15 protein-coding genes and 1 tRNA gene are annotated in these 13,992 nt (G+C 64.7%); 6 read left to right on the forward strand and 10 right to left on the reverse strand.

Annotation, left to right across the window (positions count from 1 at the left end; translation table 11 throughout):
• Positions 1 to 24: 24 nt before the first annotated feature.
• Entirely contained in the window at positions 25 to 834 is an 810-nt protein-coding gene (locus B841_RS06915; protein ID WP_020934773.1) for a RecB family exonuclease, read from the forward strand.
• A 17-nt stretch (positions 835 to 851) separates the two neighbouring features.
• Here the strand turns inward: B841_RS06915 and B841_RS06920 are convergent, their stop codons facing one another.
• The 9 genes from B841_RS06920 to B841_RS06960 form a co-directional block, all read right to left on the reverse strand.
• Entirely contained in the window at positions 852 to 2,507 is a 1,656-nt protein-coding gene (locus tag B841_RS06920; protein WP_020934774.1) for a formate--tetrahydrofolate ligase, read from the reverse strand.
• Between the two features lie 26 nt (positions 2,508 to 2,533).
• Complete coding sequence (locus tag B841_RS06925; protein WP_020934775.1) at positions 2,534 to 3,841, reverse strand: anaerobic C4-dicarboxylate transporter; 1,308 nt, start codon at positions 3,839 to 3,841, stop codon at positions 2,534 to 2,536.
• Positions 3,842 to 3,913: 72 nt separating this feature from the next.
• Complete coding sequence (gene aspA / locus B841_RS06930; protein WP_020934776.1) at positions 3,914 to 5,344, reverse strand: aspartate ammonia-lyase; 1,431 nt, start codon at positions 5,342 to 5,344, stop codon at positions 3,914 to 3,916.
• 52 nt (positions 5,345 to 5,396) lie between these two features.
• Entirely contained in the window at positions 5,397 to 6,239 is an 843-nt protein-coding gene (gene hisG / locus B841_RS06935) for an ATP phosphoribosyltransferase (RefSeq protein ID WP_020934777.1), read from the reverse strand.
• Positions 6,240 to 6,246: 7 nt separating this feature from the next.
• Positions 6,247 to 6,510, reverse strand: a complete 264-nt coding sequence (locus B841_RS06940) for a phosphoribosyl-ATP diphosphatase (protein WP_020934778.1) — start codon at positions 6,508 to 6,510, stop codon at positions 6,247 to 6,249.
• A complete protein-coding gene (locus B841_RS06945; RefSeq protein WP_020934779.1) occupies positions 6,497 to 7,180 on the reverse strand; it encodes an HAD family hydrolase in 684 nt (227 codons plus the stop codon). The genes B841_RS06940 and B841_RS06945 overlap by 14 nt, the downstream gene beginning before the upstream one ends.
• Positions 7,170 to 7,553: a hypothetical protein gene (locus B841_RS06950; protein WP_211215531.1), complete on the reverse strand. Its 384-nt coding sequence runs from the start codon at positions 7,551 to 7,553 to the stop codon at positions 7,170 to 7,172. The genes B841_RS06945 and B841_RS06950 overlap by 11 nt, the downstream gene beginning before the upstream one ends.
• A gap of 15 nt (positions 7,554 to 7,568) precedes the next feature.
• Positions 7,569 to 8,801 (reverse strand): cysteine--1-D-myo-inosityl 2-amino-2-deoxy-alpha-D-glucopyranoside ligase, encoded by a 1,233-nt coding sequence (gene mshC, locus B841_RS06955; protein WP_020934781.1) that lies wholly within the window; start codon positions 8,799 to 8,801, stop codon positions 7,569 to 7,571.
• A 10-nt stretch (positions 8,802 to 8,811) separates the two neighbouring features.
• Complete coding sequence (locus B841_RS06960) at positions 8,812 to 9,639, reverse strand: undecaprenyl-diphosphate phosphatase (protein ID WP_020934782.1); 828 nt, start codon at positions 9,637 to 9,639, stop codon at positions 8,812 to 8,814.
• Between the two features lie 69 nt (positions 9,640 to 9,708).
• Between B841_RS06960 and B841_RS06965 the strand changes: the two genes are divergently transcribed.
• The 3 genes from B841_RS06965 to B841_RS06975 are packed head-to-tail and all read left to right on the forward strand — an operon-like array spanning position 9,709 to position 12,644.
• The gene (locus B841_RS06965; RefSeq protein WP_020934783.1) at positions 9,709 to 10,521 is read left to right on the forward strand and encodes an aldo/keto reductase; all 813 of its coding nucleotides are present in this window, start codon (positions 9,709 to 9,711) and stop codon (positions 10,519 to 10,521) included.
• A 49-nt stretch (positions 10,522 to 10,570) separates the two neighbouring features.
• Positions 10,571 to 11,542, forward strand: coding sequence for a YncE family protein (locus tag B841_RS06970; RefSeq protein ID WP_211215532.1), 972 nt, complete (start codon positions 10,571 to 10,573; stop codon positions 11,540 to 11,542).
• Between the two features lie 4 nt (positions 11,543 to 11,546).
• On the forward strand, positions 11,547 to 12,644 hold the full coding sequence (locus B841_RS06975; RefSeq protein WP_020934785.1) for a quinone-dependent dihydroorotate dehydrogenase: 1,098 nt from the start codon (positions 11,547 to 11,549) through the stop codon (positions 12,642 to 12,644).
• Here B841_RS06975 and B841_RS06980 read toward each other — a convergent pair.
• A complete protein-coding gene (locus B841_RS06980; protein WP_020934786.1) occupies positions 12,641 to 13,180 on the reverse strand; it encodes a YbhB/YbcL family Raf kinase inhibitor-like protein in 540 nt (179 codons plus the stop codon). The two genes, B841_RS06975 and B841_RS06980, sit on opposite strands and share 4 nt — an antisense overlap.
• Before the next feature lie 128 nt (positions 13,181 to 13,308).
• On the opposite strand from B841_RS06980, the gene B841_RS06985 reads away from it, so the two are divergent.
• A tRNA-Leu gene (locus tag B841_RS06985) sits at positions 13,309 to 13,394 on the forward strand.
• An 83-nt stretch (positions 13,395 to 13,477) separates the two neighbouring features.
• Positions 13,478 to 13,987: a nuclear transport factor 2 family protein gene (locus B841_RS06990; protein WP_020934787.1), complete on the forward strand. Its 510-nt coding sequence runs from the start codon at positions 13,478 to 13,480 to the stop codon at positions 13,985 to 13,987.
• The last annotated feature ends 5 nt before the right edge of the window (positions 13,988 to 13,992 follow it).

Here is a 13,992-nt window from a genome sequence, read left to right on the forward strand (position 1 = left end):
GCCACGGCTATGGTGTGCAGCATTATGACACCCCGACCGCTCGCCCTCTCGCCGTCCCGCGCCAACGACTACCAGCAGTGCCCGCTCAAGTACCGGCTCCGCACCATCGACAAGCTGCCGGAGCCCAAGACCGTCGCCCAGGTCAAGGGAACGCTGGTGCACGCTGCCCTGGAGGACATTCACGCCCTTGAGCGCGACGAGCGCACGTATCCGGCGGCGGTCAAAAGGCTCAAGCCCAATTGGGAGAAGATGTGCTCCGAGGACCCGGAGCTGGTCGAGCTGGTTCCCGACGTCGAACTCTATGATTTTCTCGTCGAGTGCCGCAGCCTGCTGCGCGGCTACTTCGAGATGGAAAACCCGCAGGCCTTCGACTCCGACGAGATTGAGCTGTACGTCAACGCCGTGTTGCCCAACGGTGTGCCGGTGCGTGGTTTCATCGACCGCGTCGACATCGCCCCCTCCGGGGAGATCCGGGTCGTCGACTACAAGACTGGAAAGAAGCCCTCGCCGCGTTTCTCCCACGAGGCGAAATTCCAGATGCGGTTTTATGCGCTGGTCTATTGGCGGCTGTTCGACGTCATCCCCCACCAGCTGCGCCTGATGTATCTCAAGGTCATCGATTCGATGTGCCTCTCCCCCTCCAAAGAGGAGCTGGAGTACTTCGAACGCGACCTCGGCGAATTATGGGCGAAGATCGAAGGCGACGGTAAGTCGGGCGTCTTCCGCCCCAAAACGTCCAAGCTGTGCGGCTGGTGCCACTTTCAGGACCTCTGCCCCGCTTGGGGCGGCACGCCGCCGGAGTACCCGGGCTGGCCGGGTTCCGTCGCGGACTAATAGGGGCGGCGCAGCGGCTAGAACAAGCCGGTGACACGCCCGGCGGAGTCGACCTCGATGCCTTCTGCGGCCGGCCGCTTCGGCAGCCCCGGCATCGTCATGACGTCACCGGTGAGCGCCACGATAAAGCCCGCCCCCGTGCGCGGAATCAATTTCCGGACGTGCAGGGTGTGTCCTTCCGGCGCACCCAGGCGCGCCGGGTTGTCCGAAAAAGAATACGGGGTCTTCGAGACACAGACCGGCAGGGTGTCCCACCCGTTTTCTTTGATGCGGGCCAGATCGTTCTTCGCGTTCCAGGACAGCTCGACCTTGCCTGCCCGGTAGATCTCGGTCGCGATCGTCGTGATGGCGGCCTCCACCCCGTCGGCTGTGTCGTAGAGCGTGTGTGAGCCCTCGGAGAGGTTGTCCAGCAGCAGCCTCGCCAGCTCCACGGCGCCGTCGCCGCCTTTCGCCCACACGTCGGCTTCCGCCATCGCCACTTCGGCGTCGTCGGCCCACTGCCGCAGGAACTCCCGCTCGGCGCCTGCATCGGAGGTGAACAGGTTCAACGCCACCACCGGGGTCACGCCGAATGTGCGGATGTTGTCGACGTGGCGCTCCAGGTTGACGATTCCCTTCCGCAGCGCGTCGACGTTTTCGGCGTCGAGCTGATCTGTCGGCACTCCGCCGTGGTATTTCATGGAGCGGATCGTCGTCACGACCACCGCCCCGGCGACGTCGAGTCCGCCGTAGCGGGCCTTGATGTCGAAGAATTTTTCTGCGCCTAAATCAGAGCCGAATCCGGCTTCCGTCAACACGAGGTTGCCGTACTTCAGCGCCACCTGAGTTCCCAGCAGCGTGCTGCACCCGTGCGCAATATTGGCGAACGGGCCGCCGTGGCAGAAGGCGGGCGTTCCGCCGAGGGTCTGCACGAGGTTCGGGTTGATAGCGTCTTTGAGCAGGGCGGTCAACGCTCCGGCCGCCCCCAGCTCTGCGGCGGTGATCGGTCTACCGTCGAAAGAGTCCCCGACCGTGATGGCGCCGAGCCGCTGCGTGAGGTCGTCCAGGTCGGTGGCCAGTCCGAGGATCGCCATGATTTCCGACGCCGCGGTGATCGTGAAGCCGGTCTCCTGCGGGACGCCGCTGGCGGGGCCGCCGAGGCCGGTGACCACCCGACGCAGCGAGCGGTCGTTGACGTCGACGCAGCGCTGCCAGGTCACCTGGCGGGGGTCGATGCGCAGTTCGTTGCCCTGCTGGATGTGGTTGTCCACCATCGCCGCCAGCGTGTTGTTCGCGGCCGAGACCGCGTGGAAGTCTCCGGTGAAGTGCAGGTTGATGTCGTCCATGGGCACGATCTGGGAATAGCCTCCGCCGGCGGCGCCGCCTTTGAGGCCCATGACCGGGCCAAGCGAAGGTTCGCGGATAGAGACGAGCACGTTTTCGCCCAGGGCGGCCAGTGCGTCGGTGAGCCCGATCAACGTCGTCGACTTGCCCTCCCCGGCGGGGGTCGGCGAGACGCCGGTGACCAGGACCAGCTTTCCGTCCGGCCGGGACCAGTCGATCTTAGTCACCTCGATCTTGGCTTTGTTGTCGCCGTAGGGGCTGATGGAGTCTGCGGGAAGGCCTGCGCGGCGGGCGATGGCCGTGATCGGCTCGAGTGGGTGGGCGTTGGCGATGTCGGCGTCAGTGAGCATGGAAAAGGTCCTTGTCCAGGGAGTTTTTAGATGATGAGCGCGCCGATGCCGTAGGCCAGCAGCACGGAGGTCACGATGCACACCGTCCCCGGGATCAGAAACGAGTGGTTGAACACGTACTTGCCGATTCTGGTCGAGCCGGTGTCATCCATCTCCACGGCCGCCAATAGGGTCGGGTAGGTCGGCAGGATGAACAGGGCAGAGACGGCGGGAAACGCCGCGACCGCTGTCAACGGGGACACGCCGATGGCCAACGCCGCCGGCATGAGCGCCTTCGCCGTCGCGGCCTGCGAATACAGCAGCGCCGCGGCGAAAAACAGGACCACAGCCAGCAACCATGGCTGCGACTGAAGGAGATCTCCGGCGAGCACCTGAATCTCGTCCAGGTAATGGTTGATGAAGGTCGTGCCGAGCCAAGCGACGCCGAGGACGCAGATCGTGGCGGACATCCCGGATCGAAACACCTGGGTCGCCAGCAACTCGGCGGCGGGTATTTTGCTGACCAGCACGATCAGGGTGCCGGCGGCCAGCATGATGGCCATGATCGCCTCGTTGCGCGGGATCGTGGGTTCGGCGATCAGCCCCACCTGCTCGGAAATGGCGGTGGCGTACCCGACCACGAGGATGATGGCCCCGAGGAAGATCCCCACCGAGGCTTTTGCCCCTTCAGGGGCGGTGTAGGTGACCAACCCGCTCGGTTTCGACACCAGCCCCCGGGCCAGCCGCTGCTGGTACACCGGGTCCTGCTCCAGCTCCGGGCCCAGCCGGTTGACCAGCCACGCCGTGGGAAAGATGGCCAGGAAAGTCGCCGGAACCATCACGCCGAGCAGCTGCAGGTACCCGACGCCGTACTCCTCCAGTAAGGCCGCCATGAACACCACCGCGGCCGAGATCGGCGAGGCCACGATCGCCATCTGGGAGGCGACGACGGCGACGGACAGCGGCCGGGCGGGGCGTACCCCGCCTTCTTTGGCGACTTCGACGATGACCGGCAGAGTCGAATACGCCGTGTGGCCGGTGCCGGCGGCGACGGTCATCGCCCAGGTCACGACCGGCGCCCACAAGGTGATCTGGCGCGGGTTGCGGCGGAGAAACCGCTCGGCGAGGTGCACCAGGTAATCCATGCCCCCGGCCCGTTGCATGGCCGCGATGGCGGCGATCACGCACATGATGATGCCGACGACGTCGAAGGGGATGTCGTCTTGGGTGACCGGCACGCCGGTGGCGCCCAACAGCAGCACGCCGAGACCGCCGGCCAGTCCGATGGCGATGGAGCCCAACCGGGCGCCGAGGACTATGGCGCCCAGCAGGATGGCCGTGTGAACGATCAGCATCATGCTCGATGAGCCCCCTATTGACTAGTGAAATTCACCTTATGGATCTATAACACAGTCAATGGTACTACTTTAGTCGTTGTAGTGCTTCCCCGAAAACGCCGGATTGCGCAGATTATCGGTGGACAGCACCCGGTCCAGGGTCTGCTCATCCATCAGGCCGCGCTCCAAGATGACTTCCCGCGGTGTGCGCCCGGTCGTCAACACCTCCTTGACTACGGCGTCCCCGTTGTTATGGCCGATGAAGGGGTTGAGGTAGGTGACGATGCCGGCAGAGCTTTCCACATAGGTGCGACAGACGTCCTCGTTCGCCGTGATTCCCACCACACAGAACTCGCGCAGCGTATCGGCGGCGTTGCCCAACAGCCGGATCGACTCAAACAGCGCTTGGGCGATGACCGGTTCCATGACGTTGAGCTGCAGCTGCCCGGCCTCCGCCGCCATGCCGACGGTCACGTCGTTGCCGAAGACCTTGAAGGCCACCTGGTTGACGACCTCCGGGATCACCGGGTTGACCTTGCCCGGCATGATCGAGGAGCCGGCCTGACGGGCGGGCAAGTTGATCTCGTTGAGGCCGGCGCGCGGCCCCGAGGACAGCAGACGCAGGTCATTGGAGATCTTGGACATCTTCATGGCCGCGCGCTTGACGGCGGCGTGCGCGTGGACGTAGTCGCCGGTGTCGGAGGTCGCCTCGATGAGGTCGAAGGACCCTTCAATGTCCAAGCCGGTGACCTCGGAGAGTGCCTGGACGACTTCCTCGCGGTACCCGTCAGGGGTGTTGACGCCGGTCCCGATGGCGGTGGCGCCCAAGTTGACGGCCAGCAGCGCCGTCGCGGTGACCTTGAGGATGTTTTCTTCCTCGGCGATGTTGTTGGCGAAGGCGGTGAATTCATCCCCGAGGGTCATCGGGACCGCATCCTGCAGTTGCGTGCGTCCCATCTTCAGGATGCCGTCGAACTCTTGGCCCTTCTGGCGGAAGGCGTGCTCCAGGTTGTTGAGCTTCTCATTGAGTTCGCGCAGCGCGATGTAGAGCCCCACCCGCAGCCCGGTGGGGTAGGCGTCATTGGTCGACTGCGACATGTTGACGTCGTCGTTGGGGTTGATGACGGAGTAGGTGCCCTTGGCTTCACCCAGGTACTCCAGCGCCAGGTTGGCCACGACCTCATTGGCGTTCATGTTGGTCGACGTACCGGCGCCGCCCTGGAACACGTCCAGGGGGAATTGATCCATGCACCGGCCTTCAAGGAGGATCTGATCGCAGGCCCAGGCGATGGCCTCATACTTGTGCTTCGGCAACACCTTCAGGCGACGGTTCGCCATGGCGACGGCTTTCTTGGTGATGGCCATGCCGCGAATGAAATGCGGCAGGTCATTCATCTTCGTCCGAGAAATGGGGAAGTTGTCCACGGCGCGCTGGGTGTGGATGCCGTAGTACGCGTCCGCCGGCACCTCCAGGGCGCCGATAAGGTCTTCCTCAGTTCTGGTAGCCGTGCTCTGTGTCATCTCCGGGCCTTTCCAAGTATGGGGAAACTATCCCGCTTATAGTAGCCCGTTTCTAGATACGAGCAATTTGCAGCTCAGACGCAAGAATCGCCTCTGCCCCCGCCGCAGACAGCCGGTCCATGACGGAATTGGCCTCTTTCCGGTGGACCATCGCCCGCACGGCGACCCACCCTTCCCGGGACAACGGCGAGATCGTTGGTCCAGACAAGCCGGGCGTCATTTCGGACACGCTGTCCAGGTTGGCGCGGGCGATGTTGTAGTCGAGCATGAGATAATTGTGCGCGGTCAGGATGCCCTGGATACGGCGCAGCAGACGCTCGGCGTCCTCCCCCAGCTTCCGCCCGGCGCGCTTGACCACGACCGCCTCGCTGGTCAGGATCGACTCGCCGAACGGAGCCAGCCCCTGCTGCCGCAGCGTGTTGCCCGTGGACACGACGTCGGCGATGACGTCCGCGACGCCCAGGTGGATCGAAATCTCCACCGCCCCGTCCAGCCGGATGACCTCTGCCTCCATGCCACGGGCGGCGATGTCCTTGCGCACCAGGTTGGGATACGACGTGGCGATTCGCTTACCGTTGAGACCCTCGACGGTCCAGTCCTCGCCGGCGGGGGCGGCGTAACGGAAAGTGGAGCCGCCGAAGCCCAAGCCGAGGACCTCGTCGACGTCCGCCAACGAATCGCCCGCCAGGTCACGGCCGGTGATGCCCAGGTCCAGGCGCCCCTCGGCCACGTAAATGGCGATGTCCTTGGGCCGGAGGAAGAAAAACTCCACCTCGTTGACGGTGTCCACGACGTTGAGTTCCTTGTCGCGGCGGCCCTTGTAGCCGGCCTCGGACAGGATTTTGGCGGCGGCCTCGGACAGGGCCCCCTTGTTCGGCACTGCGATCTTCAACATGACTCTCCTAGAGGTATTTGTAGATGTCGTCTGGAGACAGCCCGCGGGCGACCATCATCACCTGCGTCCAGTAAATGAGCTGGGACATTTCTTCCGCCAGCTCCTCGTCGGTCTGATATTCGGCGGCGATCCAGACTTCGCCCGCCTCCTCGATGACCTTTTTCCCGATATGGTGCACACCCTTATCGAGGGCTTCGACCGTCCCCGAGCCCTCGGGGCGGGAGGCGGCCTTGTCGGTCAGTTCGGCGTAGAGAGAGTCAAAGTTCTTCACGGTCAATCAGCGTAGTCCACCAGTGTCCCACGGTCTGCGCGGTGACCCCTGCGAAACCAATTTCTCCCTGCAGATCCACCATGCTGACCACCCCTGCCGGCACCTTGTGCGCCAACCCGATCACACGGCACCCGGCATGCGCGGCGGCGGTCATGCCGTTCCACGAGTCCTCGAAGACCAGGCAGTCCTGCGGCCGCTGCCCGACCCGCTCAGCGGCGGCCAGGTACATGTCCGGCGCGGGTTTCGGGTGGGGCACTTCATCGCCGGTGATGGAGCCGGAGAAAAAGTCGCGCCCGATAGCGTCGATGCAGGGGTCAGCCAGCTCACGTTCCGTGTTCGTGGTCACCAACATCGGCATGTCGAGCTCCCCCAGCAGCTCGGTGACCCCCGGGCCGGGGATGACGTTGCCGGGCATGAGCTGCGCCATGCGGTCGTACATCCACCGGCGCCACTGGTCGTAGTCAGCGTCGACGCCCGCGTGTTCCGCGCAGATGCTCAGGGTGCTGGCGAACGGCCCACCCACCGTCTGTTCCCTCAATTCAGGGGTGAGCCGGCGACCGAGCAACTCGCTCATCTCATAGGTCGCCATCCCCCAGAGCGGCTCCGTGTCGACCAAGGTACCGTCCATGTCCCAGAACACCGCCCAGGGGCGTGACTGATCAGAGCTCAATGTCAGGCAACTCCGTCAGCGCCTCGTCCTCGGCCCCGGTCGCCGCGGCGGCGTCGAGCAGCAGGGTGCGGACCTCGGACATTTCCTCGTCCTCGAGCACCGCGTCCTGATGGCGTTCATTGAAGTCGCGCAGCTGCGTAAGCGATCCGGTGACGACCTTCGCCAGAGCCTCACCGGGGGGATCATCGGGAAGCATCTCCAACGCGTCGAGCGTCCGCTCGAGAATGGCCTTGAGCTCCGGGAGCGCCGCCGCATCGAAAGGAGCCTCCCAGAATTCCGTCTCACCGTCCTGCAGGTAGGCGCCGGTGGCGAACTCCTCGAGCTCGCCGATGAATTCATCGACCTGAGGCTGAAAATCCGAGCGAATCGTCATGGCGTTCATTGTCGCCTACTTTTCGCGCAGGCGCACGCCGAGCAATCCCTCGACGGAGTCCGCCATCAGCTCCGCGGCGGCCGCATCGTCCAGAGAGTCGGCCTGCGCCCACTCGTCGATCGCCTCCATGGCCCCGGCGGTGTCCAAGTCATCGGACAACCGCTCCCGCAGCTTGGCGACGGCCGCCTCAGCGTCCGCCAGCGAGCCCGGCGTCTGCAGCGCTTCGCGCCACACGGCCAGCCGCTTCTCCGCCACGGCCAAAATATCGTCGGACCAGTCCCGGTCAGAGCGGTAGTGCGACGCGTAAATGCCGAGCCGGATGGCGGCCGGGTCATGGCCCGCTTCCGTCAGCTTGTGCACGAACACGAGGTTGCCCAAGGACTTGGACATCTTGGTGCCCTCGAGGCCGATCATCCCGGCGTGCACGTAGTGCTCCGCCATGCGCTCACCGCCGGAGGCGGCTTCCGCATGAGCGGCAGAAAACTCATGGTGCGGGAACTTCAGATCCGAGCCGCCGCCCTGAATGGCGAAATTGGAGCCGAGCCGGTTGGTCGCGATCGCGGAGCATTCGACGTGCCAACCCGGCCGGCCCGGCCCGAACGGGGACTCCCAATGCGGCTCCCCCTCCCGGCGCGCCTGCCACACCAGGGCGTCCAGCGGGTCTCGCTTGCCCGGGCGTTCGGGGTCTCCCCCGCGCTCGGCGAAGAATTCCTCCATTTGGGCGCGTGAGTAGTTGGACTGGTAGCCGAATTGTTCCGTCGCCTCGATGGAGGCGTAGACGTCCGGGTGCTCGGCGTCGTCGACCACGTAGGCCGCGCCGACGTCGAGGAGTCGTTGGACCAGGTCGATGACTTCGTCCACGGATTCCACCGCGCCGATGTAATCGCGGGGCGGGATGACGGACAACTGCTCCATGTCCGTGCGGAACAGTTCGATCTGGCTTTCGCCCAGCTCGCGCCAGTCGACGCCGTCGCGTTGTGCGCGTTCGAACAGCGGGTCGTCGACGTCGGTGATGTTTTGTACGTAATGGACGTCGTGGCCGTTGTCCTTCAGTACGCGGTAGACGACGTCGAAGGTGACGTAGGTGGCGGCGTGGCCTAGGTGGGTGGAGTCATAAGGGGTGATGCCGCAGACGTACATGCCGGAGCCCTGGACGGGTTTGATCACCTCGTCGGCGGAGTCGTACAGGTGCAGAGGAACGGAAACGCCGCCCACATCGGGGACGGCGGGGTGAGGCCATGAATGCATGGCCCCCACCCTAGTAGGGCTGCAGTACGCCGAGCATCAGCAGGAGCATGACGAGCAGTCCGACCGGGATGCGGTAGGCCGCGAACCAGGCGAAGGAGTGGTTGGCCACGAAGCGCAGCAGCCAGGCGATGGAGGCGTAGCCCAGCACGAAACAGATGACTACGCCGACGATCAGCATCGGTCCCGTGGCGGCTTGGCCGGCTTGCGGGTCGAAGGCGTCGGGAAGTGAGAACAGTCCGGAGGCCAGCACCGCGGGGATGGCGAGCAGGAAGCTGAACCGGGTGGCGACCTCGCGGTCGATGTTCAGGAAGAGTCCGCCGGAGATCGTCGCGCCGGAGCGGGAGACGCCCGGGATCAGCGACAGGCACTGCCACAGCCCCATGATCAGGGCGTCCTTGATCGTCATGTCCTCGAGCTTGCGCTCGTGCTTGGCGAATTTTTCGGCGAAAATGAAGACGAAGGAGAAGATCACCAGCACTGCCGCCGTGATCCAGAGGTTGCGCAGCTGGTCGCGGATGAGGTCCCGGAACAGCAGGCCGATGATGCCGACCGGGATGGAGCCGATGATGATCATCCAGCCCATCCGGTAGTCCAGTCCGCGCTGTTCTTTGTTGAATACGCCGCGGAACCAGCCGGTCAGAATCTGCCAGATCTCTTTCGCGAAGTACACCAGCACGGCCAGTTCCGTGCCCAGCTGAATGACCGCGGTGAAAGACGCGCCCGCGTCCTGGCCCCAGAACAGCTCCGAGACGATCCGGAGGTGCCCCGACGAGCTGACCGGGAGAAACTCCGTCAGGCCTTGGACGATGGATAACACGATGACCTGTGACCAGCTCATCTGGTCCACGGCCTCGGCAGCATGCAAAGTGATGTTCACTCGCAACACCCTACAACTAGTGTGGAGGGAGTGAAGCAACGAAACGTCGGCGCCAGCGGATTGAAAGTGTCCGAATTGGGCCTGGGGACTCCCACGGAGCCAGAGATCATCAGTGCCTTCCTCGACGCCGGAGGCACGCTCATCGACGTCTCTGAGGGAGCGGACCTCAGCGGTTTTTCCCGCCGCGATCTGGTTCTCACCGCCGCCAGCGGCGTCGATCCGGCCGCACCCCTCGGGCAGCGGGTCGACTGCTCCCGCCGCAATCTCATCCGGCAGCTCGACGACTTGCTTGAACAGTTGCGCACGGATCACCTCGACCTGTGGTCCGTGGGGCATTTCGATCCGCACACTCCTCCTGAAGAGGTGGCCGCGACACTGCAGTGGGCGGTCGACTCCGGGCGGGTCAGGTACGCGGGGGTGCGCGGTTACCGGGGGTGGCAGCTGGCCGTCACCCCGGGCGTGGTCGCCGCCGCCCAGGAATATTCTCTGCTGCAACGCGACGCCGAGGAGGAGCTGATTCCGGCCGCCTCCTACCTGGGCGTCGGCGTGATCGCAGGCGCCCCGCTGGCCCGGGGCGTGCTCGCCGGGCGGACGGGCCGGGCCGAGGCGCACACCTATCTCAGCACCAAGACTGACACGGTCCTGGAGGCCGCTTCCACCGCCGCGGCGGGGCTGGGGCTGTCCTCGGCCGCCGTCGCCCTGGCCTGGGTCCGGGAGCGAGAAGGCATCGACGCGGTGACGGTCGGCGTCTCCAATGCCGCGCAATTGCGTGAATTGACCGACTCTTTGGGCACCGCGTTGCCGCCGACCATCCACCAGGCGTTGGACGATGTTTCCCGTTGACGGGGTAGGCTAAATATCTGTGATTAAACGACGCCTTTCCCTCGTTATCGTGGCAAGCGCCACGCTTCTCACCGCCTGTCAGGCAGGAAGCGTGCCGGAGCCTGGGCCGGAGATGGGCGACGCCACGCCCGCCCCCTCTCCTGCCTCTGATCCGGATGGGGACGTCGTCCACGCCGGCGTCGAGTTCTCTGACCTCGCCGTCGTCGGTGACGTCATCGCGGCGCGTTCCGCGGAGAGCCTCTACGTCGGCGGGCTGGAGGACTTTCGCGCCGGGACGGCCACGGAGACCGTCCTTGGCGCAGACTGTGAGGATCTCGCCGCCTCAGCCGATAACTTCATCGTCGCCTGCGGGGACGAGATCCTGCAGGTTCCCGCCGCTGACCCGGCCGACGTCACTGCCTGGGACACCGAGGCCCCCGCCACCACCGCCGTTCTCGTGGACGGGCGCATGTTCGCCGGCAATCCCGACGACGAGGAGATCACGATCTACGCCCAGGGCGAAGATCCCGAGTCCCTCGCCATGGCGCACCCCGCCGATCAGCTGATCGCCACCCCCAGGGAGGGAAGCCCGGACAGCATTGTCCGCATCCACCGCGCCAGCACCACCATCCAGAACATTGACCTGGCCAACGAACGTCAGGGCGGCACTCTGCGCGTCGGCATCGGCGTGGGCCAGGGATCGCCGGGCGAGGACGGCATCGTCGTCGTCGCCGACACGTTGGCGCCGGAGATCGCCATCTACACCACCGACGACGTCGTCCGACTCCAGCAGACCGCGCCGGTCGACGACAGCCCGTGGGGCGCGGCCTGGGATCCGGAGCGCAAACTCGCCTGGGTCGCGTCAACCGCGGAAAACCGCGCCATCGGCCACGACATTTCCGGCGGCGTGCCCATTAGCACCCACGAAATCAACACCGTCGCGGACGCGCACAACATCGCGTTTCTTCCTGACGGCACCTTCCTCGCCGCCTCCGCCACCGGCGAAGGCCTCCAGATCGTCGACGAACCGACGGGACTGTAAAACCATGTCACTGCGCGCCACCGCCTATCAGGCAGCTCTGAAAGTCATGTTCCGGGTCGATCCGGAACGCATTCACGGAATCATCAACGCCGGTCTCTCGGTGGCGCAGCGGGCCACTCCGCTTAACCGCGCCCTGGGCCGGGTCATGCCAGTCAAGGAAGAATCCTTGTCCCAGGAGCTTTTCGGAGTCACCTTCCCCCGCCCCCTGGGCCTGGCCGCGGGGTTCGACAAAAACGGCAGTTCCGCCGACGTCTGGTCCCCGCTGGGGTTCGGATATGCGGAGCTGGGGACCATCACCGCTTCCCCGCAGCCGGGAAATCCTGCCCCCCGCCTCTTTCGCCTGATTGAGGACAAGGCCATCCTCAACCGCATGGGCTTCAACAACGACGGCGCTGCCGCGGCCGCGAGGAATCTGAGCCGCCGTTCCACGGCGGACGTCATCGGGGTCAACATCGGAAAAACGAAAGTCGTGCCCGCGGAAGAAGCGGTCGAAGACTACCGCATCTCCGCCACGACGCTGGGTCCGTTGGCGGATTTTCTGGTGGTCAACGTCTCTTCCCCCAACACGCCGGGACTGCGGGACCTGCAAGCCGTCAGCGCTCTGCGCCCGATCCTTACAGCCGTTCAGGAGTCGACCGACACGCCGGTGCTGGTCAAGATCGCCCCAGACCTCTCCGACGAGGACATCGACGCCGTGGCTGACCTCGCCGTGGACATCGGGCTGGACGGCATCGTCGCGACCAACACGACGATCTCCCGCGAGGGGTTGCGCACCGACGCCGCTAAAGTCGCCTCCTTGGGGGCCGGCGGAATTTCCGGGGCCCCGTTAAAAAACCGGGCCACCGCAGTCCTGCAGCGTCTCTATGCACGCGTGGGTAAAGATCTCACCCTGATCGGCGTCGGGGGCATTTCCACGCCCCAGGACGCCTGGGAACGCATCACCGCCGGCGCTTCCCTCCTCCAGGGATACACCGGCATGATTTACGGTGGCCCGGACTGGATCCGCGACATCCATGCGGGTATCGCGGATCAGCTGCGGGCCCACGGCCTGACGTCCATCACCGAGGCCGTCGGTTCCGGCCTCGACTGGAAAAAGCCCTAAGAGGCTTCGTACCAGCCCCACAGCACGGTACGGCCGATGGAGTGGAAGTACAGGTTGAACCCGAGGACTGTGGCGGTGGCGTCCTCCGGGATGTCCAGCTTCTCCACGTCCACGGCATGCACCGCATACAGGTAACGGTGCGGCGCGTGGCCGGCCGGCGGGGCGGCGCCGTAATGGGTGCGCTCGCCGGAATCGTTGGCCAGCGAACGCGCCCCGACGCCGAGATCCTCCTTCGCTCCCGCATTAGAAGGCAACTCAGTGACGTCCACCGGAATATCGAAAGCGGCCCAGTGCCAGAAACCGGACGCGGTGGGAGCGTCCGGGTCGAAGCACGTGACGGCCAGGGACTTGGTCCCGGCGGGCAAATCTGACCAACTCAACTGTGGGGAGACAGAGCTGGGCGCCCGCAACTGCTCCGGGAGTTCCGTGCCTTCCTCTAGGTCGGTGGAGGTGAGCGGAAACTCTGGGAGATCCTTCAGGGGCGCGTAGGGATCGGGGCCTGGGAAACGGGAATCATCTGCGTAGGAATAGCTCATGTCTCCCTGTCTACCTGAAGTCCGGGAACCGCACCGCCCTAAGCCTGCGACCAGGCGATTTGGAACACTATGTGCGTTCGGGCTATATTATTTCAAGTGCCCAACCGAGAGGTTGAGAACAACACCCAGCCCGGGTGGCGGAATGGCAGACGCGCTAGCTTGAGGTGCTAGTGTCCTATTAACGGACGTGGGGGTTCAAGTCCCCCTCCGGGCACAAAGAAAAATCCCCGCTTCGGCGGGGATTTCTGCTTGTGCAGATGTGTAGGGTTCGGGTAGCCCCTACGAAAGGTAAGCCCCATGAGCCTGACCATCGACGATCTCATCGCACGGGAAGAAATTCGTGACGCCCTGAACGCCTATTCCCAAGGGCTCGACCAGCGAAACTGGAAGCTCTTTGACCGCGCCTTCACCCCTGAGGCCACATTCACCGCCCCCGGTGAAGGCATCGAAGAAATCTCCGTGCAGGGACTGAAGTCCCGACTACAGGAAAATAACGACGGCGACCGCATCTCCGGTCAGCATCTGCTATCGAACATCCACTTCGAGTTCGACGGCGACACTGCGCGCACCATCTCCGAGGTCACCTGGGTGACCCAGCAGACGATGGACAAGCCCAACATGGTCTTCCAGGTGATCGCCGGCGGCATGTACGTCGACGACCTGATCAAGACGTCGGAAGGTTGGCGTATCGCGAAACGGACGCTGGTGACCAAGCACAAGCGCACCGAAGGCGTCTATTATCCGCAGTCCCGCATCGATGGCATCCGGAAGCACGCATTGAACACCAACTGGTTCCTCGGCAGCTGAACACG

The sequence above is a fragment of the Corynebacterium maris DSM 45190 genome, from assembly GCF_000442645.1.
In the GTDB taxonomy this organism is placed as follows: domain Bacteria; phylum Actinomycetota; class Actinomycetes; order Mycobacteriales; family Mycobacteriaceae; genus Corynebacterium; species Corynebacterium maris.